Origin of the sequence: Allomuricauda sp. ARW1Y1, assembly GCF_013407935.1 — a bacterium.
In the GTDB taxonomy this organism is placed as follows: domain Bacteria; phylum Bacteroidota; class Bacteroidia; order Flavobacteriales; family Flavobacteriaceae; genus Flagellimonas.
In genome coordinates this window covers 1-24,316 of the sequence record NZ_JACBZU010000002.1, presented here as the reverse complement: position 1 = coordinate 24,316, position 24,316 = coordinate 1, and the positions used below count along the sequence as shown (strand labels likewise).

Here is a 24,316-nt window from a genome sequence, read left to right as displayed (position 1 = left end):
TTTAAACTGCGCTTTTTATGTTCTGTTTTGTGCTCTCCAATTCTTTCTTCAAAAATCGAGCCGTGTAACTTTTCTTGTCTTTGGCCACCTCTTCAGGGGTACCGGTCGCAACCACTTCGCCACCTCCTTTACCGCCTTCGTATCCAATATCGATAATATGGTCCATCATTTTAATGACATCCATGTTGTGTTCAATGACCAAAATGGTGTTTCCTTTGTCCACCAGTCGGTCGAGTACTTCCATAAGTACCCTAATGTCTTCAAAGTGCAAGCCGGTTGTAGGTTCGTCGAGGATATAAAACGTGTTCCCGGTATCCCGTTTGGAAAGCTCCGTGGCCAATTTGACCCGTTGTGCTTCTCCTCCGGATAGAGTAGTGGACTGTTGTCCCAATGATATATAACCCAAACCTACATCTTTTATTGTTTTGAGCTTACGATGAATTTTTGGAATGTTCTCAAAAAAATCAACAGCCTCATTAATGGTCATTTCCAGCACGTCGGCAATGGACTTTCCTTTGTAACGGATTTCTAGTGTTTCCCGGTTGAATCTTTTACCGTTGCAGGTTTCACATTCCACATATACATCGGGCAAAAAGTTCATTTCAATCACTTTAAGCCCTCCACCTTGGCAGGTTTCGCACCTACCACCGGCCACATTAAAACTGAATCGGCCCGGTTTATAACCACGGATGGTGGCCTCCGTAGTTTTGGCGAAAAGCGATCGTATTTCACCAAAAACCCCGGTATACGTAGCGGGGTTGGACCTCGGGGTACGTCCGATAGGGGATTGGTTGATATCGATGACCTTATCGATATGCTCCAGCCCCATGATTTTTTTGTAGGGCATCGGTTTTTTGACCCCATTAAAGTAGTGGGCGTTCATAATGGGATAGAGAGTTTCGTTGACCAAGGTGGATTTTCCACTTCCCGAAACACCCGTGACCCCAATGAGTTTTCCCAAAGGGAAATCTACGGTCACATTCTTAAGATTGTTCCCTGTGCATCCGGAAAGGGTAATTTTTTTGCCCGTTCCCTTGCGCCTCTTTTCTGGAACCTGAATTTCCAATTCTCCGGTGATGTATTGTGCGGTGAGCGTATGTTGGTCTATGAGTTCCTTTGGTTTTCCTTGTGATATGATTTCACCGCCATGCTTTCCCGCTTTGGGGCCAATATCGATGACGTGATCGGCACTTTCGATCATATCACGGTCATGCTCTACCACGATAACCGAATTGCCAATATCACGCAAGGACTCCAAGGAATGGATCAAACGTTCATTGTCCCGTTGGTGCAGACCAATACTGGGTTCGTCCAGAATGTAGAGTACTCCCACCAATTGGGAGCCTATTTGTGTAGCCAATCGTATGCGTTGGGCCTCACCTCCCGATAATGATTTAGAACTACGGTTGAGCGATAGGTAATCCAATCCAACATCCAACAAAAAACCAACACGGGCTTTGATTTCCTTGATGATTTCCTCTGCGATTTTTTTCTGGTTGCCTTCCAAGGTATCCTCCAAATGCTGAAAGAAATCCGCCAACTCGTTGATATCCATTTGGGCCAGCTCCGCAATGTTCTTTCCATCCACTTTAAAATAGAGGGACTCCTTGCGCAAACGGGAACCTTCACAGGAAGGGCATTTCACTTTGTCCATATAATCTTTGGCCCATCGTTTTATGGAAGTGGAGTTCGCTTCCTCATATTGGGTTTTGATGAAATTGGAAATCCCTTCGTAATCGATTTTGTACTGCCGTTTGACGCCCAAACTTTTGGAATCGACCTCAAAACTTTCCTTTCCGCCGTTCAGTATAACGTCCATGGCTTCCTGCGGAATCTTTTCAATGGCATCCGATAGATCAAAATTGTAACGTTGGGCTATGGTTTCCAACTGCTTAAAGGCCCAAGACTTTTTGTATTCCCCCAGCGGGGCAAGTCCACCAGCTTTGATGGATATTTTTTTGTTGGGGATGATTTTGTTCTCATTTACCTGATACACATGACCCAATCCGCTACATTCGGGGCACATTCCCTTGGGTGAATTGAACGAAAAGGTGTTGGGCTCAGGAGTGGGGTAGGAGATGCCCGAAGTGGGGCACATTAAATCCCGACTAAAATACCGTGGCACTTTTTCGCCCTCTTCCAAGACCATCAGCACATTATCGCCGCTGTACATGGCCGTGTTGATAGTTTCGCTCAATCGCTTGTGAAAATCCTCACTGTCGCCGACTTTCAATCGGTCGATGACAATCTCAATATCATGCGTTTTGTACCGGTCGACCTTCATGCCTTTGGTGATGTCCACTATTTCGCCATCGACCCTTACCTTAACGAAACCTTGCTTTGCAATCTGTTCAAAAAGTTCTCGGTAATGTCCTTTTCTGGATTTGATGACCGGGGCGAGCACATTGATTTTTTTGTCCTTGTAGGTCTCAATGATCAAATCCTTGATTTGTTCATCGCTGTAGCTTACCATTTTTTCGCCCGTGTTGTAACTGTAGGCGTCCCCGGCACGTGCAAAAAGCAATCTTAAAAAATCGTAGACTTCGGTGATGGTGCCGACGGTGGAGCGCGGGGATTTGGAGGTGGTCTTTTGTTCTATGGCAATAACAGGCGATAGCCCGTCAATTTTGTCCACATCGGGACGCTCCAGTCCACCCAAGAACTGACGGGCGTAGGCCGAAAAGGTTTCGATGTATCGGCGCTGTCCCTCCGCATAAATGGTATCAAAGGCCAATGATGATTTTCCGCTCCCCGAAAGCCCTGTAATCACTACTAATTTTTCCCGGGGAATGGTGACATCTATATTTTTAAGGTTATGGACCCGAGCACCCTTAACCTCAATATGTTCTTCGTAATTGATCATAAATCATAGCAAACTTCAAATGTAGCGATTTGGGATGTAAAAATGAAGTAGCCTTTTGGTTTCGTTTTTGTGCCTAGTTGGTTTATTTTTACCGTGTACATTATCACCTTGAGCGCAGTCAAGAGGTGCTAATTTATCCAATGTTGGGTCTCGACTGCGCTCGACCTGACAGAATCAAAAGAAACAAATATGAAATTACTAGCTATTGGCTCCAGAATAGAGCATCCCGAGTACGGCAAAGGTGTAGTCACCAATGTATCATCCAAGCACTATTGGGTCACTTTTATGGAAAATGGATTGGAAACCATTGATTTGGATGCGGATTTTGAAGTGATTGACGGTGTGGAAGACGAAGTGGACAGCGTCAGTTTTTTTGATGTGGAACGCTCCTTGGTCAAGATTTTGGAAAAATGGAGCGATACCCACGAAAAGGTGCCGATGGCGGATAAGTGGAAAGGCGGCAAGCTTATTTTGGACCCTGGGGATGGAACGGCCAGCAAAGAAATGCCCATAGATACCTTTTTTCATAAGATTGTAATGGTGCGCGATCGCATCCGGGTGATGGAGCAGAAAATCAATAGTAGCAAAAACTTGGACGACCAAGAAAAGGTGGACCTACAGCAATACATTACCCGAATTTACGGTAGCTTGACCAGTTTTAATGTGATGTTCAAAGCCAAAAGCGACCATTTTGTGGGGGAGAAGGGGAAGGGCTGATCAAACTGCCTCCTTCTTCTCACTTAAATACTTCCAATACCTTTTGGGCACATGTTGCACATGCAATTTAGGATTGATGCGCGATGCAATATTGGTGCTCTTAAAATAATCGTTCCAAAGGGTTTGGTATTCATATTCTTCATCCGCAAAGGCAGCACTTTTCACCGTTCTGTTGTGATGGATGTCCTTTAGGTTTAGGGATACCATTTCCATATGATCCAAATCATAATAAATTCCGTAGCTGCGCTTTACGTCATAAATCAACCACTTTTGGTCCGCGTAGCGGTCACGAAAGTGCTTGGAGATTAAGGGCAATACGTCAAAATCGGGTTCAATATTGGCGAAGTAGATGCCATCTTTGGTCAACTGAAACCGTACAAAGGCCTCCATGCGATGCTTTTCGCGCCCTACTTTTTTGGCCAATTGGGCAATGTACAACACCGTGGAATCTGAGTAATCCATATATTTTCCGTTTTTGTCGCGCATCAATTTTTGGATATAGTTGTACAACAGCAGCTCTATCCCTTCGGTTTCGCTCAAAAAGGCAAAATACACATTGGAAATGGCATTGTGACTCTTGTTTCGGATACCGTTCCAGACCCGTTTCGCCTTTTCCACGTGGGTAAACACCGTTTCGGTTTCCGAAAACAGCCCGCTTTGGGTCTGATGGTTCTTTTGAATGTCGGCCACATTGATTTTTTCATCAAAGGCAACAAAGACGGCGGTCAGGAATCCGTTGAAACTGCCATCGTACACTAAGGTTGTTGAAGCGTTCATAACACCTACTTTTTTTGGTTTTTTGAAGTCATTTTAACTGACTCATTTATCAATTGTCCATTTCTAATTAAATAGGGACAATTGTGTACTGTACTGATTCCGAAATTTCCCCGTGGAATGTTGCAGAATCATACCTTTTATCTTCTCCGCATCCAAATCACGGCGTTCCCAGTAGCGGGAGTCGCACACCATAAAATATTGGGCACGGTTGAGGGCCACTCCCATTTTTTTGAGATGGTCCCAGTTCAATTTTCGAAACTTTCTAGCCTTTACAATTTTGTCCACGGACTGCAGTCCGATACCGGGTATCCTTGCCAGCAAGCGTTTATCTGCTGAATTTACATCCACAGGAAAGTGGTGCAGGTTGCGCAAGGCCCATGAAAGCTTTGGGTCCACGTCCATATCCAGATTAGGATGCTGCTTGTTCAGCAACTCCTTTACCGAAAAGCCATAAAAGCGCAATAGCCAATCCGTTTGATATAGTCGGTTCTCCCGCAACATGGGCACTTGGGTCCCAATGGCTGGCAAACGTGAATCGTGGGTCACCGGCACATAACCCGAATAATAGACCCGTTTCATGTTGTATGTTTTGTAATAATAGGTGGCCGAATACATGATGTCCTTATCCGATTCACCTGATGCACCTACAATCATTTGGGTGCTCTGACCAGCTGGGGCATACTTTGGTGTACTTTTAATGATTTTACGTTCCGAAGTGTAGCGAACGATTTCATTTTTCACCTTTTCCATGGGTTTGGTAAAATCCTCGTGCTTTTTGTCGGGAGCCAACAGTTTAAGTCCTGAAACCGTTGGCACTTCAATATTTACGGAAAGTCTATCTGCATAGAGTCCCGCCTCGTACATCAATTCGTCACTTGCCCCTGGAATGGACTTTAAATGAATGTAACCGTTGAAGTTTTCCTCTTCGCGAAGCTTTTTGGCCACCGTAATCAAGCGCTCCATGGTGTGGTCGGGACTTTTAAATATCCCGGAACTCAAAAAAAGCCCTTCGATATAGTTTCTTCTGTAAAAATTAATGGTTAGGTCAACTACCTCCTGTACCTTGAAGGCTGCCCTTGGGACATCATTGCTTTTCCGTGTTACACAATAGGCACAATCAAAAATGCAATGGTTGGTGAGCAGAATCTTTAAAAGCGACACGCAGCGCCCATCCGCGGTATAGCTGTGGCAAATTCCCATTTTGGAAGCATTACCCAACCCCTTGTTTGCGTTGGTCCTATTACTTCCACTACTGGCACAGGACACATCGTATTTAGCAGCGTCTGCCAAAATGTTCAGTTTTTCGCGTAATCGGTCGAAATTCATAACTTGGAAATATTCCAATCAAAAATATGGAAAAAATCCAAATATTGGAAATAATCCATAAAAAGTTTTGGAAATAATCCAAATACCCTATATTTGAGAATAGATTGTCTTTATCATTGCTTTCGAGATTAAAATACTGCATAATGTCTCGACTGCGCTCGACAGGACATTATTGACTAGATGATGGAAAATGAAATAACCCTAAAACGATTTACCGATATCCGAAGGGAACTCGGATACACCCAAACGGAGTTCGCCCAATTGTTGGGCGTGAAAAATACAACTGCCGATATCGAGCGGGGGAGGACCAAGTTATCGGGCAAGGTGGTTACTGAGCTTTTGAAGCAGTTCAAAATCAACCCATTGTGGTTATTTGGTGAAAGCGACCAAAAGCATTTGGACACTTCAAAAACCAGTGTCATTCCCAAGGTGGTCACCGTGGATAATTCCGATAACGACAACATGGTGATGGTGAATGCCAAGGCTGCAGCAGGGTATCCACAAAATATTTCCGATACCAGCTGGTACCGACAATTACCAGCTTTTGATATGCCCATTCCTGAATTTCGCAATGCGACCTATCGTGGCTTTCAGGTGGAGGGCGATAGTATGCTCCCCAATCTAAGGCCTAACGATTGGGTGTTGGCACGCGCCATCGAGCACATTGACCATGTGAGTCCCAATAAAATGTACGTTGTCGTGCTTCAGGATTCGGTAATGGTGAAAAAGATTGAACGAAAACCAAACTCCAATAACATTACCTTGGTTTCCCTCAACGAGACGTATCCGCCCTACGAAATCAAACCTTTCCAAATCCAAGAAATTTGGGAGGTAAGCAGCAAATTGACTTTCAACGTGGATGCCACTACAGAAACCGGCTTGTTGAAGCAGTTACAGCAGTCCATGGAAGAGCTCAAGAGACAAATTGCCAAGTAAAATTAGAAGCCTACCCCGGTGGTTTTCGTTTGAATTCGCATCAAATAGGAGTGGGCGGTCATGTACAGTACCGAACCATCGTCGCCCCAAGCACAGTTAGCGGTGCGTTGTCCGGTGGCGATGCGCCCCAAAAGCTTACCGCTTTCCGCGATAATCAATACACCTCCCGGTCCGGTCGAAAATATAGTCCCATCTTTGGCAACTTTGAGACCATCCAAGGACCCGATCAATCCTTCTTCCAGCAAGGGAGATGCATCAAAAAATATACGACCCTCCTTTAAAGTGCCATCAGGCTGAACCCTGTAGGCCATAATATATGGTGCTGCATTATCGGATTGATTGACGTATAGAATTTTTTCATCAGGGGAGAAGGCAATCCCATTGGGACGGGAAAGATTCCCAACAACCCTATCCACCTGCCCATTCGTATCAATTTTATACACCCCACAGTCATCCATTTCACGGATTTTGGAATTTTGTTGCTCGGGGAGTCCATAGGGAGGGTCGGTAAAATAATAGGTGCCATTTGAGCTTTGTACAATATCGTTGGGACTATTGAACCGCTTGCCTTCCCAATGGTCAGCAATGGTTATTTTCCCTCCATTTAACAAAGGCATTCGAGAAACTCTACGGTCGCCATGTTCGCAGGATACCAACTCGCCTTGTTGGTTTATGATGAGTCCGTTACTGCCGGGCTCATGACTATAAGGCAAAACGCCCGTATATCCTGAGGGTTTCAAAAATTCCGAAATCCCTTCGCCCTCTTTCCATTTAAAAATGGTATTCTGTGGTACATCTGAAAACAGTAGGAAGCCGCCATCTTTCACCCATACAGGTCCTTCGGACCAGATGTAGCCATCGGCCAGCACTTCAATGGTTGCATGTTGATCAACATAATCATAAAAGGCTTCGTCCAGAGCCACCAATTCACCTGTCGTTTGCCGTTGGGCCATGCAGCCCAATACCACAAACATCAATGCGTATTGTAGGATTTTCATTTTAAAATTGTTTTTCACAGGTCATGTTCAATCAGGCTTTCCAATCAGGTCTGTTGCATCAAACAGCTATTTTTTATGGTTTTTGCCAGCAGACCTGCAGCTCCAGGTTTTAAGCGGAACCACAGTTCGGGTTCAAAAATTTCCAGCTCGGCCAAGGCCCAATTTCCATCATTGTCCTTAAAGATATCCACCCGTGCATACATGGGCAATTGTGGAGCCGCGTGAACCACAGTTTGCGCGAAGGCAATCTGCTCTTCAGTAGGTTGGTATTCGTGCACGGTTCCCCCAAAATCGTCCTGTACCCTAAAATCACCTGCTTTGGCTATTTTTAATACGGCATGAGTGAAGGTTCCGTTGAATAGCATCATGGAAATCTCTCCTTCGGATACAATATGGTGCTGAAATTCTTGAAGCATTAATGCTTCTTCCGCAATCAATTCCTTAAAAATGGATTCATGTTTGCCAATTTCGTCTTTCCCTATTTTATAGGTATGGCGGGCAGCCCCCGAAACACAAGGCTTTAGAATAAAACTACCCGATGCGAATCCATACTCCAGCTGTGCTTTGGCAACGGCTTCGGAAAGGGTAATGCTTGAATCTTTTTCAATGAAAAGCGTTTTGGGAATGGTCACCCCGGCCTTGGACAGGTCTTGCAAATAGTGCTTATCGATGTTCCAATGGATGAGTTCCTTGGAGTTGATGAACTGTGTTTGTTGTGAAGCGTGCTCGAGCCATTTGGAAAATTCAGCGAAGCGGTCAAAATAGTCCCAAGTGGTGCGAAATAGCGCAAATCGGGTAGTGGACCAATCAAAATCGGGGTCGTCCCAAGCTTTTCGGCCTACGGTCAACCCTTCATTTTGCATAGCTTCCACGACCAATCGGTCCTCCAAAAGTACATTTTCAATGTAAGGAGTCTTTTTTGTTGGGGACACATATCTATGGTCCGTCAATACCACAACATCAAATTGCATAGGGCTGAAATTTAGAATCCTACGGCGGTGTCATCGCCACGTTTGTCCGCCCCGCCTTCCAGTCTTCCATCGGGAAGCACCCGGATAGCATCTACCTTACCAATGATTGGAGTACGTTCCTCGTTGATGATGTACCCTTTGGACTTTAGTTGTTCCTTGAGTTCATCCGAAAAACCTTCGGGTTCAAAAATCACCATATCGGGCAGCCATTGATGGTGAAAACGAGGTGCGTTTACGGCTTCTTGCATGCTCAGGTTGAATTCGTACACATTAAGAATGGTCTGTGCGACCGCTGTAATAATCGTGGAACCTCCTGGAGTTCCGACTACCATGTACAGTTTGCCATCCTTTTCCACAATGGTTGGCGTCATGCTGCTGAGCATGCGTTTTTCGGGTTGAATACTGTTCGCTTCGGCACCAATGAGTCCAAACATATTCGGAACCCCTGGTTTGGCACTAAAATCGTCCATTTCGTTATTCAAAAAGAAACCAAGTTCTTCGCAATACAGCTTGGAACCATAGCCTCCGTTTAGGGTAGAGGTGACCGAGACCGCATTACCTTCGCTATCCACAATGGAAAAATGGGTGGTCTGTGCGCTCTCAACAATTTCGACCTCGCCATGGCTTACCTCAGAGGACAGGGTAGCCTTGTCAAAAGAGAAATTGGCCATCCGTTCCTGAATATATTCATCGTTCAACAACATATCGTAAGGAATCTCCACAAAATCAGGGTCCCCCAAATAGAAGTTACGGTCGGCGTAGGCTCTTCGTGAGGCCTCGGTAAACAATTGGATGGTCTTCGCCGAGTTATGCCCGTACTTGGCCACTTCGTAGGGCTCCATCATTTTGAATATTTGATTGATGGTGACGCCACCGCTGCTCGGTGGACTCATGGAAATCACCTTAATGTCCTTGTAGTTAAAAACGATGGGGTCGCGCCAAACGGCCTCATATTTTTCTAGGTCTTCAGTGGTAATCAAACCACCGTTTTTTTGCACGAAATTGGCCAATTTTTGGGCCACTTCACCTTTATAAAATCCATCGCGCCCTTCTTCCATAATTTTTTGAAGTGTTTTCGCGTAGGTCGGATATTTGATGGTGTCGCCTGCGGTAAAAGGTCCCGCAAATTTGGTACTATCGCTATTTGCCTTGATGAAATCCTCACGATAACCCGCAAGACGTTCTGCCTGCTTCTCCGTAACCACAACGCCTTTATTGGCCAATGCAATGATAGGTTCAATGATTTCCTTTAGCGGTAATTTTCCAAATTTTCTATGGACTTCCAACACACCTGCTACGGTTCCGGGTACGCCTACGGCGGTGCCGCCCGACGTGCTCAACCCGGGGATAACGTTGCCCAAGGAGTCCAAATACATATCCTTGTGGGCGGCAAGGGGTGCTTTTTCCCGATAATCGATACCGCCGACTTCGCCATTGCTTTTGCGATAGACCATAAAACCGCCTCCGCCAACACTACCGGCAAAAGGGTAGGCTATGACCAAGCTAAGTTCGGTGGCTACCATGGCATCAAAGGCATTTCCTCCTTTTTTCATGATGTCCGCGGCCAATTGGGAGGCTTCCTCCCGTGCGGAAACGACCATGGCTTTTTCAGTGACCAGTCCGGTCGGCGTTGCGGGTTGCTGCTTACAATTGATGAATAGGAGCAAGGGCAAAAAGAGTATCAGTCTTCGCATAGGGCAATAAATTTTTGGTTAGAAAAGGTAATCAATTCTTTAAAAAAGTCGGTGAACTCATTTTCAAATTCCTCGTAATGTTCCTCCAGGTCCAAAATGGCAAAATTCATACGGGATTTGTTCTTGGTCCGTCGGTTCATGCCATTGAGCACGCGTTGGATTCCCGCTAGATTGGCATAGTTGAGCAGCCAGTTATCGGCAATCATGTAGGGCATCATCCGTTTGGTGGCCATGGGCAGGATATCGTAATTGTCTTCCAGCAAATCATAGAAGTTTTCTACATAATCGGCCAAGGGAACATCGGAATAATCCGCCCAATTCTTGGCCAAAAAGTGGTCATAATAAATATCGACGATCACACGGCTGTAGTGACTGTAGTTTTTGTGTAAACGTTTGCTGCTTTGTCTTGCAATGGGATGGGCATCAGTAAAAGTGTCTATTTCCCGATGCAGCAGGATACCTTTTTGTATTCTGTCGGGAAAATGATGGTACTTGTTTCCACGGATATGGTCGGCAAAGAAATTGCCCAAAGTGATTTCCTTATCATCGAACGATAAATAAATATGCGCTAAGAAGTTCATCGGGGCAAATTCCTTTTCCATCGAAATTTACAAATTCAAAACATGGAATCGAGGATACCCCATTATATTTGCAAAAACTTTTTTAACAATTATGACACTCATCAAATCCATTTCCGGCATACGAGGCACCATCGGAGGGCGCACAAACGATAACTTAACGCCTGTTGACGCGGTAAAATTCGCTGCCGCTTATGGTACTTGGTTACAATCGTACGCTGCTAAGGATAAGTTGAAGGTAGTCATTGGTCGAGATGCCCGTCTGTCTGGAGAGATGATACAAAATTTGGTGGTCTCCACCTTGGTGGGATTGGGAATTGATGTTATCGATTTGGGATTGTCCACAACCCCCACCGTAGAGATTGCGGTTCCTTTGGAAAAAGCGGATGGAGGCATTATTTTAACGGCCAGCCATAACCCCAAACAGTGGAACGCCCTTAAATTATTGAACGAAAAAGGGGAGTTTTTGGATGCGGAGCAAGGCGCTAAGATTTTGGCCTTGGCCGAGAAAGAGGATTTTGAATTCGCCGAGGTCGATGATTTGGGTGAAATCATTAAGAACGATTCCTACATCGATATCCATATAGATGAAGTGCTGGAATTATCGTTGGTAGATGCCGACACCATTAAAAAAGCGAATTTTAAGGTAGTGGTTGATGGCGTCAACTCGACAGGGGGGATTGCCATTCCCAAATTACTGGAAGAATTGGGGGTTGAAGTCGTGAAGTTATACTGCGACCCTACAGGGCACTTTCCACACAACCCAGAACCCTTGAAGGAACATTTGGGGGACATTTGCAAGAAAGTAGTGGAGGAAAAGGCCGATTTTGGCATTGTAGTGGACCCGGACGTGGACCGATTGGCATTTATTAGCAATGATGGGGAAATGTTCGGTGAAGAATATACGCTAGTGGCTTGCGCCGATTATGTGCTATCCAAGACCAAAGGAAATACGGTATCCAATCTTTCCTCCTCCCGTGCTTTGCGCGATATTACGGAAAAACACGGCGGCACTTACGAAGCTGCTGCAGTGGGGGAGGTGAATGTAGTGACCAAGATGAAGGCCAATAATACCATTATTGGCGGTGAGGGCAATGGCGGTATCATTTATCCTGAGAGCCATTATGGACGGGATGCCTTGGTAGGGACGGCTTTATTTTTGATGCTGATGGCCGAGCGGGGTGGAACAGTGGCCGAACTTCGTGCTAGTTACCCCAGCTATTTTATGAGCAAAAAGAAGATAGAATTGACGCCCGACTTGGATGTAGATGCGCTGTTGGAGGCCATGCACCTCAAATACAAGGATGAGGAGGTGTCGACCATTGATGGGGTAAAGATTGATTTTCCAGAGAATTGGGTGCATTTAAGGAAATCAAATACAGAACCCATTATCCGAATTTATACCGAAGCGAAATCACAGGCAGAGGCCGATAGTTTGGCAGATAGGATAATTGCCGAAATCAAGGAAGTGGCTGGAATCTAGGAATTGACCGTTTTTAATGGTTGTTTTTGAAATTCCGCGGGCACTTTGTCCTTGTGTTTCCAACGTTTATGAGTCCAGAAGTAATATTCTGGCGCTTCCCGGATGGACTTTTCGGTCTCCCGTAAAAAGGCGTCGGTGATTTTGTAGTCTTCTACCTCTGATGGGTTTTCGGAAAGTACCTTGACCGTACCCTCATAATAGCCCCTTCCAATTTTACGTGTCTTGAGGTAGACGGGAATAATATCGTTTGCTTTGCAAATTTCCTCGCCCCCCACATGCACAGGTACCACTATGCCCATAAAATCTGTCCAGTATTTGGCTTTGATGACCATGGGCGATTGATCGCTAATGATACCCACCATGAGCAGTTGTTTACTTTCCTTGGCGTCCTTCAAAATTTTTCGGGACTCCCGTGTGGAAATCAGTTGGGTGTTGAACCTGCCCCTGAGGTCCCGTACCAGTTTATCGAAATACTTGTTCTGTATTTTTTGGTAGATGCCGTAGCCTTTGGACTTAATTTGAAGATTAAGGGAAACCACCCACTCCCAGCTGGCATAATGTGGCAGCATCAGCATGGTGTTGATGCCCTTTGCTTCAAGCTCGTGAAGCACCTCCATGTTGGTGACCGTAAATCTTTTTTGGACTTCCTTATTGCTAATCCCCAGGGTCTTGATCATCTCCAGAAAGATATCGCACATATGCCTGAAGAACTTTTTCTCTATTATCAACCGTTCCTCTTCTGATTTTTCAGGAAAAACAAGGGCCAAATTGTTGCGCACCACCTTTTTGCGGTACCCAATAAGGTAGTACAGGAGTATGTAGACTCCATCGGAGATAAAATAAATGATTTTAAAAGGGAGTCTGGAAACCAACCAGAGCAAAGGATAAACAAGGATATAAACTACCAGCTGCATAGACTATTCTTGTGTGCAAATATAGCTATATTTGAACCCAAACCTTTATTTACATGCTCAATTTACATATCGCTACGATAGCCATCATGGCTGCCAATGTGCTGGTTTCACTACGTGGTTTCAATAATATGGCGTTTTTTGACCGATACAAGTTCAGTATCAGTGCCATACAAGCTGGCCAGCGGGAGCGGATGGCCACTTCGGGCTTTTTGCACGTGGATTTCTCCCATCTGTTCCTTAACATGTTCACGCTGTATTTTTTTGCTCCGGTAGTGATTGGTTGGTTCGGCTCCATCAAATTTTTGATCATCTATTTTGTGAGTCTGCTGGCAGGAAGCCTTTTGGCCTTGGTTTTTCATAAAGATGAGCCATTTTACAGTGCCGTAGGGGCCAGTGGTGCGGTTATGGGCGTGTTGTACGCCGCCATATTGCTCAACCCTGATATGCAATTGGGCATTATGTTCATTCCCATTCCATTACCGGCCTATGTGTTGGGGATTGCTTACTTGTTGTATTCCATTTGGGGGATGAAAAGCCGAATGGGCAATATTGGACACACCGCGCACTTTGGAGGTGCCATAGGAGGTTATGCGACCACTTTATTGTTCAAACCGGAGCTTTTTGTTACCGATACTCTGATTGTGGTGCTCTTGGCCATTCCCATCATCATCCTTTTTGTTCTCGATAAGATGGGCAAGATTTAGCTTGAGTTGGTAAGCTAAAATGCAATGGATACTTCTTTTAGAAGTATTATTTTCAATTCGTATGGATTCCGTGTCAAGCACGGAATGACAGTTGCTCTAGTAGGGTGTGCTCTGTTTCGTATAAGCAATGACAGTTTCTTGATACGTATAAATGGCTTGTCAAGCGCGGAATGACAATCATCCATGCTAGTTTCAGCCCAATCCATTAAAAAAGGCCTTGAAACTTCAAGACCTTTATATATTATTAGGTATGGCTGACTTAGCTCTTCCCCAGTATTTCGGCCACTTTTTCTTCCAAAGCAGGTCCTCTAAGGTCTCTTGCTACGATAACTCCATTCTCATCCAATAAAAATGCAGCAGGAATAGCGTTGATATTGTACAAACGGGCAATCGGGTCCTGAAAACGCTGAAGGTTGGAAATATGGTTCCATTCCAATCCATCGGCTTCAATAGCGCCGGTCCATTGTTCGACTTGGGTATCCAAAGAAACGCCCAAAACGTCGAAACCTTTTTCGTGGTATTTTTTATAGACCGATACAATGTTCGGGTTTTCGGCACGACATGGTCTGCACCATGCGGCCCAAAAGTCGACCAAGGTAAGTTTGGCGTTACTGGTCACATCGCTCAATGCAAGCACATCACCAGAAGGTGTAGGTGCTGAAAAGTCGGGCGCTGTGGCTCCCACTTCGGTAGACTTTAAATTTTCAAGCTGCTCCGCAATCTTTTTTGCAGGTTCGGTTTCCTTCATTTCGGGTGAAAGTGCTTCGAACATGGTTTTGATTTCATCTATGGTAGCTGACTTTGTGGCCAACAGGTTACCGATGACCAAAACGGAGATGTAGGCATCTGGATGGCTCTTCGCAAAATCAAGGTTGAAATTTTTGGCATCTTCCTGAAATTCCATGAATTCCTCGCGAAGTGCGGCCACAGTGGCAGTATCTTGCTGCTGGGCTGCGGTACGCATATCGTTCTGCATAGATTGCGCTCTTTCAGAAAACCTGCGGGACTCTTCCAAAAAGTCCATGAAGACTTCGTTTTGCTCGGTTCCTTTGAGCTTTGCGTATCCAATGCTATCTTTTTGGAATTCTACATCGATTGTTCCGTTCTCGACGATTACCGGAACGTTTCCACGCATTTTATCCACAAAAAGATAGTACATTTTGGGCTCCACTTGGTTTCCGCTAAAGCTGAAAAGTCCATCTTGGACGGCGGTAGTGTCGATATCCACCAATTGGTTCAGGGAATCGGTGGTCTTCAAAAATATTTGGGTTCCATTTTCGGGTTCTCCGGTAATGGTTCCGCTCAATACGTATCCTTTGGGTTCAGAATTACAGGCACTTATCAAAAGTGCACCTAGGGATATGGCAAATAGTTTTTTCATTTCAATATGTTTAAGACGCTAAGGTATTCAATGTTTATGGCATAAAAAAACCCTTAGCTTATTGAAAAGCTAAGGGCTTGTCTTTAAAAATCGTATCGTTAGAATTGGTATCGGATACCCAATGCGATATCAAAATCAAAATCGTTATCGAAACCGTCGTACCCTACTAGGCCTAATTCAGGTCGGAAGTCCAAGGAGAGGAGCAGTGGAATATCAAAATCGTATTCTATACCGATATTACCTGCCGCAAACACGAACAAGCCATCGTTATCATCGTTAAAATCGGGTTCTGGCCTATCAAAATCAACGCTTCCCAGTCCACCACCGACGCCGTAGTACCAGTTAAAGTTGCCATCCAAAGGTCGTACCCATTGGTAAACCCCTGCCAATTTAAAGGCATCAAACTCGCGGCTGTCCCTCCAGCCTAGGTTGAATTCTGCACGGTTGTAACGTCCAATCGATTTTTGATAGGAAATCTCGGCCCCAAAGCCGTCACTGTCGCCCAATCGTAGTCCCAAAGCATGCTCTGAGATGTTCTGCGCGCTTAAGCTCACTGTTGCAAACAAAAATAAAACGGATAATAATGTGGTAATCTTCATGAGGTTCTCGTTAAGTTAAAAAATAGAGATAGTTTTGTAATACATTTACGTTCTAAAAACCAATTTAGTTCCCAAAAAGTATTCCAAGTTGGATAAAAAATTGTTAAAAGACCTCTCTGAATCCTTGGAAGGGGAGTTGTTGTTCGACGAATTGAGCAAGGCGATATACGCTACAGATGCTTCGGTATATCGCAAACTGCCCTTAGCGGTGGCCTATCCCAAAAATCCACAGGATATTAAAACATTATTGGCCTTCGCCAACAAAAATAGGGTTGGACTGATTCCGCGGACAGCAGGAACTTCTTTGGCCGGACAGTGCGTAGGGGAGGGCATTGTGGTGGATATGAGTCGACACTTCACCAAAATTATCCATTTGGACAAGGAGAAAAAGCAGGTGACCGTTCAGCCCGGTATGGTTCGTGACGAGCTCAATCAGTACCTACAACCTTTTGGCCTCTTTTTTGGCCCAAACACCTCTACGTCGAACCGATGTATGATAGGCGGGATGGTTGGGAACAATTCTTCGGGAACCACTTCCATACAATATGGTGTTACCCGGGATAAGGTGGTTGCCATGCAATGTATTCTGTCCGATGGGAGCGATGCACACTTTACGGATATATCCAAAGAAACATTTGACCAAAAGCGGATTGGGGATTCTTTGGAAGCTAACATATACCAAAAACTTTACGAAGAACTTTCCAATCCGGAAACGCAGCAACAAATTGCCGATGAATTCCCGAAACCGAGCATTCACAGACGCAATACGGGTTATGCGGTGGACGAACTGTTGAATAACCGGATTTTTGGGGATGACAAGGAGGATTTCAATTTGTGCAAGCTTTTATCGGGCAGTGAGGGGACGTTGGCCTTTACCACCGAAGTGACCCTTCAGCTTGATGATGTACCGCCTCCCTTTGCGGCCATGGTAGCTACCCATTACCATACCTTGGAGGATTGCTTGAGCGATGTGGCTCCCGTGATGCAGCACAGCCTGCACCTATGCGAGATGATGGATAAGGTAATTCTGGACTGTACCAAGAACAACCGTGCACAATTGGCCAACCGTTTTTTCGTGGAGGGCGACCCAGCCGGAATATTGATGCTGGAGGTAAAGGCCGATTCCAAGGAAGATCTAGAAAAGCAGTTGGAAGCCCTGCTCAAAACCATTGAAAAGTCGGGATTGAGCTATGCCAGTCCTGTTTTGTACGGGGACGATATCAACAAGGCCATCGAACTTCGTAAGGCCGGATTGGGATTGCTGGGCAATATGGTGGGAGACCGTAAAGCCGTAGCCTGTATCGAAGATACTGCAGTGGCCTTGGAGGATTTGAAGGATTTTATCGGGGAGTTTACCCAGATCATGAAAGAATATGGGCAGGATGCCGTGTACTACGCCCATGCAGGGGCTGGAGAATTGCATTTGAGGCCCATTCTGAATCTAAAAAAGGCAGAAGATGTGGTCTTGTTCCGGCGCATCACCACCGATGTGGCCCAACTCACCAAAAAATACCAAGGCAGTTTTAGTGGCGAACATGGAGATGGCATCGTCCGCGCTGAATTCATTCCATTGATGATTGGAGAGGCCAATTATGAACTCCTGAAACGCGTAAAAACGATTTTCGACCCCAATGGAGTCCTGAATCCTGGCAAGATAGTGGATGCGTACCCCATGGATGAGTCCTTGCGGTACGAGGTAGACCGAAAAGAGCCCGAAGTTTCCACTATAATGGATTTTTCGGATAGTGAGGGTATCTTAAAGGCTGCGGAAAAATGCAACGGAAGTGGTGATTGCCGCAAAAGCCACCACATGAGCGGTGCCATGTGCCCCAGTTATCAGGCGACCAAAAATGAGAAAGATACGACAAGGGCCAGGGCCAATGCACTACGAGAGTTTTTGACCAATTCCGAAAAACCGAACCGCTTCGACCATCAAGAGCTAAAGGAGGTCTTTGACCTTTGCCTGAGCTGTAAGGCCTGTGCCAGCGAATGTCCCAGCAATGTGGACGTGGCTACCTTGAAGGCGGAGTTTTTGTACCATTATCAGGAAGCGAACGGCTATTCCTTGCGCAGCAAGCTGTTTGCTCACAACACCCAACTGAATGCCTTGGGCAGCAAGGTTTCAGGAGTAACCAATTGGATGTACGAGTCCAATATTTTTGGGAATTTGCTTAAAAAAGCTGCTGGAGTGGCGCCAGAAAGGAGTTTGCCTCAAGTAGGGCGCTTTAATTTTAACAATCACCTTAAAAAGCAGCGTGCAGAGCGTACGGACCTATCCAAAAAGCAGGTGGTGCTATATATCGACGAGTTTGTCCAATATTTGGATATCCAGATCGGTAAGGATGCCATCGAATTGCTGTGCAGACTGGGTTACGATGTGGAACTATTTTATGGGGAGAGTGGGAGAACCTATCTATCGAAGGGATTTTTAAAACAGGCCAAAAAACTGGTCTCCCGTAATTTGGAACGTCTCAAGCCCATTTTGGATGCCGGAACGCCCATTGTGGGACTGGAGCCTTCTGCCATACTCTCTTTTAGGGACGAGTACCAACGGTTGCACGAGGATAAGGGCCAATTGACCAAACTGGCTTCGCAATCCTTTTTGATCGAAGAATTTTTGGCTTCGGAAATAGCAGCAAAACAAATTACTTCGGAAAGTTTCACCAAAGAGGAACGGACCATAAAAATCCACGGGCATTGCCATCAAAAAGCATTGAGCAACCAAAAAGTGACCTTTGATGTGCTCAACTTGCCCGAAAATTACAAAGTAACCATCATCCCATCGGGCTGTTGTGGCATGGCGGGTTCCTTTGGATACGAAAAGGAACATTATGAGGTGAGTATGCAGGTTGGGAAGCTCAAATTGTTTCCAGCGGTGAAGAAAAGTTCAACGGACACCATAATCGCTGCCAATGGAACCAGTTGTAGGCATCAAATCAAGGATGGGACGAAAAGGGAGGCATTGCACCCGGTCTCAATCTTGAGACAGGCCCTTGTTGTCTAAGAAATCAGGGTCGACGTGTTCTTCGCTCTCACTGAATTGTTGTTCGGTAAGGTCTTCCATCTTCACTTCCTTGTCCGTAATGGATGCAATAAGGTCGTTCATATCCATTTCCTTTAGGTCTTCGTCCATAAAGAAAGGGGAGAGTCGGTCGTGATTGTAGTGGTAAATTTTCCAACGCTTAAAGGAATATTCGAGAGCGGTAAGGTTTTCCACCCAATCCCCGGAATTTAGGTAGGTGCATCGACCATATTTGTTTTCGTAGATTTCTTTTTTGGGTTGATGGATGTGTCCACAGACCACATAATCGTACTCGTTTTCTATGGCGAGTTCTGCAGCGGTTTTTTCAAAGTCATTGATATATTTGACCGCGCCCTTTACGCTGTTCTTAATTTTTTTGGACAAGGAATATTTTTCCCGTCCCATCTTGGCCAAGCACCAATTAAGGAAACTATTGATCAAAATAAGTAGGTCATAGCCATATCCTCCCAATTTGGCCAACCACTTTGCATTCTGAATGGAGACATCGAACACATCACCATGAAAGATCCATGCTTTTTTTCCGTCGAGGTTCAAGACCAATTTGTTCATGATCTTAAAGTTGCCCATTGAAGTATCACTGAACTTACGGAGCATTTCATCATGATTTCCAGTAATATAGTACACTTCGGTACCTCTCGATGCCATTCCAATGATCTTTCTTAACACTTTTAAATGGGAAGGAGGGAAGTATCGTTTGCTAAACTGCCAAATATCGATAATGTCCCCGTTTAAAATCAGTTTTTTGGGCTGAATACTGTTGAGGTATGTGATCAGTTCGTCCGCATGGCAGCCATAGGTTCCTAGGTGAACATCCGAGATAACTGCCAATTCTATCTTCCTTCTTTTCAATCGAATAGGGTTTAGTACAAAATAAACTGGTAAGAATAAAATAGAAATCAATTCCAAATCATTAATTCATGAGGATATTGTTAAAATAATATCACCTTAAAGTGAATTATGTTACAATAACATTAAGCCAAAAGCCTGTTTTTGAATTAGCTTTGTATCCGCTACCTTTGGGGGCAATCTAATTTTATACCGAATGGCAGGAAATTCCTTTGGACAACTTTTTAGGCTCACCACCTTTGGTGAATCCCATGGAAAGGCTCTGGGCGGCATTATTGATGGTTGTCCCGCTGGGATAACGTTGGACCTCGAAAAAGTACAAGAAGAACTGAACCGCAGAAAGCCGGGGCAATCTGCCATCGTCACGCAACGCAAGGAGCCGGATACCGTGGAGATCTATTCCGGGGTGTTCGAGGGAAAAACTACGGGAACGCCCATTGGTTTTGCCATTCACAATACCAATCAGAAGTCCAAGGACTATTCCCATATCAAGGATTCGTACCGACCTTCCCATGCGGACTATGTGTACGATAAAAAGTACGGTTTCCGTGATTACCGAGGAGGAGGCAGGAGTTCCGCACGGGAAACGGCCAGTCGAGTGGTGGCGGGAGCCATCGCCAAACAGTTTCTGAACGATATCAAGATCAACGCCTTTGTTTCTCAAGTAGGCGAAATGAAGCTGGAGAAACCCTATCAAGAATTGGATTTTTCCAACATAGAATCCAACGCAGTGCGCTGTCCGGATACCGAAATGGCCAAACAGATGGAAGCATACATCAAATCCATCAAAAAACAGGGGGATACCATTGGCGGGGTTATCACTTGTGTGGCCCAAAATGTTCCCATTGGTCTTGGGGAACCTGTTTTTGATAAATTGCACGCCCGTTTGGGGGAAGCCATGCTGTCCATCAATGCCGTTAAGGGCTTTGAGTACGGAAGCGGCTTCGCTGGTGTCGCCATGAAGGGTAGCGAGCACAACGATGCCTTTAACCCCGATGGCACCACAAAGACCAATCGCAGTGGAGGTGTCCAAGGGGGTATCAGCAATGGTATGGACATTTATTTTAGTGTTGCCTTTAAGCCTGTGGCCACTGTTTTGCAAGCCTATGACACCATCAACAAAGAAGGGGAGCAGGTGACCACCCAAGGTAAGGGAAGACATGACCCATGCGTGGTGCCAAGGGCTGTACCCATTGTGGAGGCCATGACGGCATTGGTGTTGGCAGACTATACGTTGCTGGCCCGTACCAACAAAATCTGATGAGCCGTTAGGTGGTTTCCATGCAATAAAGTATCTTTCCGTCCATAATTTTATTTTATGAAGAAATTGGAATTACACTGGCAAATCCTTATCGGGATGGCCTTGGGTGTTTTGTTTGCGTTGTTAATGGTTCAATTTGATTGGGGTCCCAAAATTGTTTCGGATTGGATCAAACCTTTTGGTAATATTTTCATCAACTCACTAAAATTGATTGCGGTGCCCTTGATTTTGGCATCGTTGATCAAGGGAGTGTCCGACTTAAAGGACATTTCGAAGCTCTCCAAAATGGGCGGTCGGACGATAGGGATTTACATCGTCACCACCATTATTGCGGTTACCATAGGTTTACTGGTCGTGAACGTGGTAAAGCCCGGCGGTTCCATTACAGAGGATACCCGGAACGAGCTCGTGGAGAACTACAAAGGAGATGCCGACAACATCAAAACTGCCGCCGACAAACAAAAGGAGGCGGGCCCCTTGCAGGCGCTGGAAGATTTGGTTCCGAGCAACATATTTAAGGCCGCGAGTGACAATGGAAACATGCTTCAGGTGATTTTCTTTGCCATTTTCTTTGGGATTGGGCTCATTTTGATTCCAGAGAAAACCGCAGAACCCGTCAAAAAATTCTTCGATGGCTTTAACGAGGTCATTTTAAAATTGATAGATATTATTATGTTGGCCGCACCTTATGGTGTATTTGCGCTGTTGGCGGCCTTGGTGGTGGAGTCGCCAAGTTTGGACCTTTTCCAAGCCCTGGCATGGTATGCCTTCTGTGTACTGCTTGGTTTGGCGCTTATGCTATGTGTATATCTGCTGATTGCATGGATTTTCACCAAAACCAACCCCGCCTTTTTTATGAAAGGAATGTCCCCTGCACAATTATTGGCTTTTTCGACCAGTTCGAGTGCCGCTACCTTGCCAGTGACCATGGAAAGGGTAGAAGAGCATTTGGGCGTTGAGGAAGAGGTCACCAGTTTTGTGCTGCCCATTGGTGCCACTATCAATATGGACGGAACCAGTTTGTACCAGGCGGTAGCGGCCGTTTTTATCGCCCAAGCCTTTGGTATGGACCTGAGTCTTTCCGCTCAGTTGGGCATCATTGTTACGGCAACCTTGGCTTCCATAGGGAGTGCAGCTGTTCCCGGTGCCGGAATGGTAATGTTGGTCATCGTATTGGCACAAGCAGGGATTCCCGAAGCGGGACTTGCGCTGATTTTTGCGGTGGATAGACCTTTGGATATGTGCCGTACCGTGGTGAATGTTTCCGGTGATGCCACCGTTTCTTTATTGGTTGCCAAATCCGTAGATAAATTGGGAGAGCCCAAGGTGAAGAATTGGGACGACAACTATCGCAAACAAAAAGAGAGTTAATCCAAAAACTTGGCTTTAAGTTCAGGGGTCGGGATCATGCAGGCATCTTGCTTGCCGAACCACTTGTACCGGTTTTTTGCCACAAAGTCATAAATCCGGTCGCGGATGGGGGTTGGAATCCAAGTAAAAATGGCCGAAAGTCTCCAGATTCCGCCTAAATCTTGGGCAATTTCCAAGGCAGCATCGGATTTGGTATAATAGGCCACTCCGGGCTCAATCAAAATAATGGAATCGATTTTACTGGTATCGATTTGGCGTTGGGCCACCAACTCCTGTCCAATCTCACTTTGGAGCGCCGCATAGCGAAAAATATCCTTTTTGTCCCTTTTAATGACAAATTGGACCGCGTTGTTGCACAAATTGCAAACGCCATCGAACAGGATTATCTTTTTATCTTCTATCATAATTTTGTATTCCCGAGAAGTCGGGAATCTTTGCATTACATATCCCAAAGATACGCAGCAATACCCTCAAAGCCTAGCGATTTCTAATAGCCGGCCAATGTTAAAATCTCGTTGGGAGGGAGCTCGCTGAGTTCAAGGATGTTCTTGCCCGATGCAGCCAAGGCCTTGCGCACGATATAATTCCCTGTTCGGTAACCCACGGATTCCCTACCGTCGGGATGCTGGAACATCCAGTGCTGGTAATTGGCATTGATGGGCAGGGCCAAAATTTCGGTCACCCATTTCTCGGCCACTGTGGCTTCGGGAGGGCTATCAGCTTCCATGGCGACGGTATACACTTCCGAAAACACCACGGCAAGCCCCTCGTTCACCGACGCGATATCGATACCTGGTCCAAATTTATTGTCCTGTATGGCCCAACCTCGGTATAGGTGGTGAAATTCATGAAAAATGGTATGCTCCAAGGCCGTTTCGGCCGCTTTGACAACCCCACCGGGGTAGGTCTCGGATATTTGGATCACCACTTGGGGAGGGGAGTTGGTCTCCGTTCGGCCGGTAACCCCACCGACCACATCGATGTTCCAATCCACGATTTCCAACGCTACGTTGATGCTATCGGGCAGGTTGGGCAACAGTTCCCTGACCTTTAGTTCCGATGTTTGTACAATATCTTGGATGAGTTCTTCCTGTGCGGGCGTAAAGCGCGATTTACCTTCGGTAAAAGTTACTACCGAGCTGGCTTGCACCGTTTTGTTAGGGGGATGGTTACAACTGGCAATGACGCTATATAGAACACATAGCGCTAGGATTTTGATGGATTTCATGAATGTTCGTTTTACTTGTAGACTGATGAAATCCAAAATTGTTACATGAAGGGAAAAGGGGTGTTGTTAGTGTTCTATGCTACTTTAAATTCTGATTCGTTCATTTCAACACTAAATCGGACGTTAGTTTTTAATGCTCGGAATACTTTTAAGATCGTTTCTATAGTTACGTTTTTGGTATTTCTTTCCAGTTTTGAGATTTGGGATTTTTGAACTCCAATTAATTCGCCAAGTTGCTCTTGAGTAAGGTTACGTTCTTTTCGAACGGATTTTATCATTTCGCCAAGCAATTCCATTCTCAAGTCAAATTCATATTTGTCACGTTCTGGCGTTCCAACTTTTCCAATGTCTTGGTCTTTGAGTTGGTCGAGGGTCATCATTTTCATTTTTCCTTTTTTTGCTGCCATAATCTTAGTCTTTTTGTTTGAAAAAATCGGTTTTGATTTTCATTGCTTTTTCAATTTCAGCCTTTGGAACTTTGCTCACTTTCTTCACTATTCCGTGCGTTGAAATTGTAGCCTTCCCTAAAAATGTAGCCTTCCCTAAAAATAGGACAGTTTAAAATTCAGATTTTCTAACTTTAAATTTTAACTGTCACATGAAAAAAAGCAAGTTTACCGAGAGCC

The 24,316-nt window shown here is 45.3% G+C and carries 21 protein-coding genes; 7 read left to right on the top strand and 14 right to left on the bottom strand.

Features of this window, described 5'->3' with window-relative positions; genetic code table 11:
- Position 1 precedes the first annotated feature (1 nt).
- Positions 2-2,863 (bottom strand): excinuclease ABC subunit UvrA, encoded by a 2,862-nt coding sequence (gene uvrA / locus GGE08_RS04850; protein WP_179383785.1) that lies wholly within the window; start codon positions 2,861-2,863, stop codon positions 2-4.
- Positions 2,864-3,052: 189 nt separating this feature from the next.
- On the opposite strand from uvrA, the gene GGE08_RS04845 reads away from it, so the two are divergent.
- Complete coding sequence (locus GGE08_RS04845) at positions 3,053-3,580, top strand: hypothetical protein (protein WP_179383784.1); 528 nt, start codon at positions 3,053-3,055, stop codon at positions 3,578-3,580.
- Here the strand turns inward: GGE08_RS04845 and GGE08_RS04840 are convergent, their stop codons facing one another.
- Positions 3,581-4,357 (bottom strand): TIGR03915 family putative DNA repair protein, encoded by a 777-nt coding sequence (locus GGE08_RS04840; protein WP_179383783.1) that lies wholly within the window; start codon positions 4,355-4,357, stop codon positions 3,581-3,583.
- Between the two features lie 63 nt (positions 4,358-4,420).
- Positions 4,421-5,683 carry a putative DNA modification/repair radical SAM protein gene (locus tag GGE08_RS04835; RefSeq protein WP_179383782.1) on the bottom strand — a complete coding sequence of 421 codons (1,263 nt, stop codon included), beginning with the start codon at positions 5,681-5,683 and terminating at the stop codon, positions 4,421-4,423.
- 183 nt (positions 5,684-5,866) lie between these two features.
- Here GGE08_RS04835 and GGE08_RS04830 point away from each other — a divergent pair, with 183 nt between their 5' ends.
- Positions 5,867-6,619, top strand: a complete 753-nt coding sequence (locus tag GGE08_RS04830; RefSeq protein ID WP_179384559.1) for an XRE family transcriptional regulator — start codon at positions 5,867-5,869, stop codon at positions 6,617-6,619.
- A gap of 2 nt (positions 6,620-6,621) precedes the next feature.
- Here GGE08_RS04830 and GGE08_RS04825 read toward each other — a convergent pair whose 3' ends face one another.
- The 4 genes from GGE08_RS04825 to GGE08_RS04810 are packed head-to-tail and all read right to left on the bottom strand — an operon-like array spanning position 6,622 to position 10,863.
- The gene (locus GGE08_RS04825) at positions 6,622-7,617 is read right to left on the bottom strand and encodes an SMP-30/gluconolactonase/LRE family protein (RefSeq protein ID WP_218847509.1); all 996 of its coding nucleotides are present in this window, start codon (positions 7,615-7,617) and stop codon (positions 6,622-6,624) included.
- 44 nt (positions 7,618-7,661) lie between these two features.
- Positions 7,662-8,588: a RimK family alpha-L-glutamate ligase gene (locus tag GGE08_RS04820; RefSeq protein ID WP_179383781.1), complete on the bottom strand. Its 927-nt coding sequence runs from the start codon at positions 8,586-8,588 to the stop codon at positions 7,662-7,664.
- Positions 8,589-8,599: 11 nt separating this feature from the next.
- Complete coding sequence (gene ggt, locus GGE08_RS04815; protein ID WP_179383780.1) at positions 8,600-10,282, bottom strand: gamma-glutamyltransferase; 1,683 nt, start codon at positions 10,280-10,282, stop codon at positions 8,600-8,602.
- Positions 10,270-10,863, bottom strand: a complete 594-nt coding sequence (locus GGE08_RS04810; protein ID WP_179384557.1) for an ACP phosphodiesterase — start codon at positions 10,861-10,863, stop codon at positions 10,270-10,272. Before GGE08_RS04810 ends, ggt begins: the two co-directional genes overlap by 13 nt.
- Positions 10,864-10,954: 91 nt before the next feature.
- Between GGE08_RS04810 and glmM the strand changes: the two genes are divergently transcribed.
- Positions 10,955-12,343 (top strand): phosphoglucosamine mutase, encoded by a 1,389-nt coding sequence (gene glmM / locus GGE08_RS04805; protein ID WP_179383779.1) that lies wholly within the window; start codon positions 10,955-10,957, stop codon positions 12,341-12,343.
- On the opposite strand, the gene GGE08_RS04800 is transcribed toward glmM, so the two are convergent.
- Entirely contained in the window at positions 12,340-13,257 is a 918-nt protein-coding gene (locus GGE08_RS04800) for a lysophospholipid acyltransferase family protein (protein ID WP_179383778.1), read from the bottom strand. The two genes, glmM and GGE08_RS04800, sit on opposite strands and share 4 nt — an antisense overlap.
- 53 nt (positions 13,258-13,310) lie before the next feature.
- On the opposite strand from GGE08_RS04800, the gene GGE08_RS04795 reads away from it, so the two are divergent.
- The gene (locus GGE08_RS04795) at positions 13,311-13,961 is read left to right on the top strand and encodes a rhomboid family intramembrane serine protease (RefSeq protein WP_127141826.1); all 651 of its coding nucleotides are present in this window, start codon (positions 13,311-13,313) and stop codon (positions 13,959-13,961) included.
- A gap of 259 nt (positions 13,962-14,220) precedes the next feature.
- Here GGE08_RS04795 and GGE08_RS04790 read toward each other — a convergent pair whose 3' ends face one another.
- Positions 14,221-15,342 carry a TlpA disulfide reductase family protein gene (locus GGE08_RS04790; RefSeq protein ID WP_179383777.1) on the bottom strand — a complete coding sequence of 374 codons (1,122 nt, stop codon included), beginning with the start codon at positions 15,340-15,342 and terminating at the stop codon, positions 14,221-14,223.
- 98 nt (positions 15,343-15,440) lie between these two features.
- Positions 15,441-15,941: a hypothetical protein gene (locus GGE08_RS04785; RefSeq protein ID WP_179383776.1), complete on the bottom strand. Its 501-nt coding sequence runs from the start codon at positions 15,939-15,941 to the stop codon at positions 15,441-15,443.
- A gap of 88 nt (positions 15,942-16,029) precedes the next feature.
- Here GGE08_RS04785 and GGE08_RS04780 point away from each other — a divergent pair, with 88 nt between their 5' ends.
- Complete coding sequence (locus tag GGE08_RS04780) at positions 16,030-18,945, top strand: FAD-binding and (Fe-S)-binding domain-containing protein (protein WP_179383775.1); 2,916 nt, start codon at positions 16,030-16,032, stop codon at positions 18,943-18,945.
- On the opposite strand, the gene GGE08_RS04775 is transcribed toward GGE08_RS04780, so the two are convergent.
- On the bottom strand, positions 18,916-19,833 hold the full coding sequence (locus tag GGE08_RS04775) for a UDP-2,3-diacylglucosamine diphosphatase (protein WP_179383774.1): 918 nt from the start codon (positions 19,831-19,833) through the stop codon (positions 18,916-18,918). The genes GGE08_RS04780 and GGE08_RS04775 overlap by 30 nt on opposite strands.
- Before the next feature lie 193 nt (positions 19,834-20,026).
- On the opposite strand from GGE08_RS04775, the gene aroC reads away from it, so the two are divergent.
- Positions 20,027-21,091 carry a chorismate synthase gene (gene aroC / locus GGE08_RS04770; RefSeq protein WP_179383773.1) on the top strand — a complete coding sequence of 355 codons (1,065 nt, stop codon included), beginning with the start codon at positions 20,027-20,029 and terminating at the stop codon, positions 21,089-21,091.
- 57 nt (positions 21,092-21,148) lie between these two features.
- A complete protein-coding gene (locus tag GGE08_RS04765) occupies positions 21,149-22,462 on the top strand; it encodes a dicarboxylate/amino acid:cation symporter (protein WP_179383772.1) in 1,314 nt (437 codons plus the stop codon).
- Here the strand turns inward: GGE08_RS04765 and GGE08_RS04760 are convergent.
- The 3 genes from GGE08_RS04760 to GGE08_RS04750 form a co-directional block, all read right to left on the bottom strand.
- Positions 22,459-22,866, bottom strand: coding sequence for a thiol-disulfide oxidoreductase DCC family protein (locus GGE08_RS04760; RefSeq protein ID WP_179383771.1), 408 nt, complete (start codon positions 22,864-22,866; stop codon positions 22,459-22,461). The two genes, GGE08_RS04765 and GGE08_RS04760, sit on opposite strands and share 4 nt — an antisense overlap.
- An 83-nt stretch (positions 22,867-22,949) precedes the next feature.
- Positions 22,950-23,690 (bottom strand): DUF2268 domain-containing putative Zn-dependent protease, encoded by a 741-nt coding sequence (locus GGE08_RS04755; RefSeq protein WP_179383770.1) that lies wholly within the window; start codon positions 23,688-23,690, stop codon positions 22,950-22,952.
- Between the two features lie 74 nt (positions 23,691-23,764).
- Entirely contained in the window at positions 23,765-24,097 is a 333-nt protein-coding gene (locus GGE08_RS04750) for a helix-turn-helix domain-containing protein (RefSeq protein WP_179383769.1), read from the bottom strand.
- Between the last annotated feature and the right edge of the window lie 219 nt (positions 24,098-24,316).

Bases quoted from the DNA above. Each gene is read 5' to 3' on its own strand.
- GGE08_RS04765 (WP_179383772.1), top strand. From the start codon at position 21,149: ATGAAGAAATTGGAATTACACTGGCAAATCCTTATCGGGATGGCCTTG.
- GGE08_RS04835 (WP_179383782.1), bottom strand. From the start codon at position 5,683: ATGAATTTCGACCGATTACGCGAAAAACTGAACATTTTGGCAGACGCT.
- GGE08_RS04820 (WP_179383781.1), bottom strand. From the start codon at position 8,588: ATGCAATTTGATGTTGTGGTATTGACGGACCATAGATATGTGTCCCCA.
- GGE08_RS04790 (WP_179383777.1), bottom strand. From the start codon at position 15,342: ATGAAAAAACTATTTGCCATATCCCTAGGTGCACTTTTGATAAGTGCC.
- GGE08_RS04785 (WP_179383776.1), bottom strand. From the start codon at position 15,941: ATGAAGATTACCACATTATTATCCGTTTTATTTTTGTTTGCAACAGTG.
- GGE08_RS04810 (WP_179384557.1), bottom strand. From the start codon at position 10,863: ATGAACTTCTTAGCGCATATTTATTTATCGTTCGATGATAAGGAAATC.
- GGE08_RS04825 (WP_218847509.1), bottom strand. From the start codon at position 7,617: ATGAAAATCCTACAATACGCATTGATGTTTGTGGTATTGGGCTGCATG.
- ggt (WP_179383780.1), bottom strand. From the start codon at position 10,282: ATGCGAAGACTGATACTCTTTTTGCCCTTGCTCCTATTCATCAATTGT.
- GGE08_RS04750 (WP_179383769.1), bottom strand. From the start codon at position 24,097: ATGGCAGCAAAAAAAGGAAAAATGAAAATGATGACCCTCGACCAACTC.
- GGE08_RS04800 (WP_179383778.1), bottom strand. From the start codon at position 13,257: ATGCAGCTGGTAGTTTATATCCTTGTTTATCCTTTGCTCTGGTTGGTT.
- aroC (WP_179383773.1), top strand. From the start codon at position 20,027: ATGGCAGGAAATTCCTTTGGACAACTTTTTAGGCTCACCACCTTTGGT.
- GGE08_RS04760 (WP_179383771.1), bottom strand. From the start codon at position 22,866: ATGATAGAAGATAAAAAGATAATCCTGTTCGATGGCGTTTGCAATTTG.
- uvrA (WP_179383785.1), bottom strand. From the start codon at position 2,863: ATGATCAATTACGAAGAACATATTGAGGTTAAGGGTGCTCGGGTCCAT.
- GGE08_RS04845 (WP_179383784.1), top strand. From the start codon at position 3,053: ATGAAATTACTAGCTATTGGCTCCAGAATAGAGCATCCCGAGTACGGC.
- GGE08_RS04795 (WP_127141826.1), top strand. From the start codon at position 13,311: ATGCTCAATTTACATATCGCTACGATAGCCATCATGGCTGCCAATGTG.
- glmM (WP_179383779.1), top strand. From the start codon at position 10,955: ATGACACTCATCAAATCCATTTCCGGCATACGAGGCACCATCGGAGGG.
- GGE08_RS04755 (WP_179383770.1), bottom strand. From the start codon at position 23,690: ATGAAATCCATCAAAATCCTAGCGCTATGTGTTCTATATAGCGTCATT.
- GGE08_RS04830 (WP_179384559.1), top strand. From the start codon at position 5,867: ATGGAAAATGAAATAACCCTAAAACGATTTACCGATATCCGAAGGGAA.
- GGE08_RS04840 (WP_179383783.1), bottom strand. From the start codon at position 4,357: ATGAACGCTTCAACAACCTTAGTGTACGATGGCAGTTTCAACGGATTC.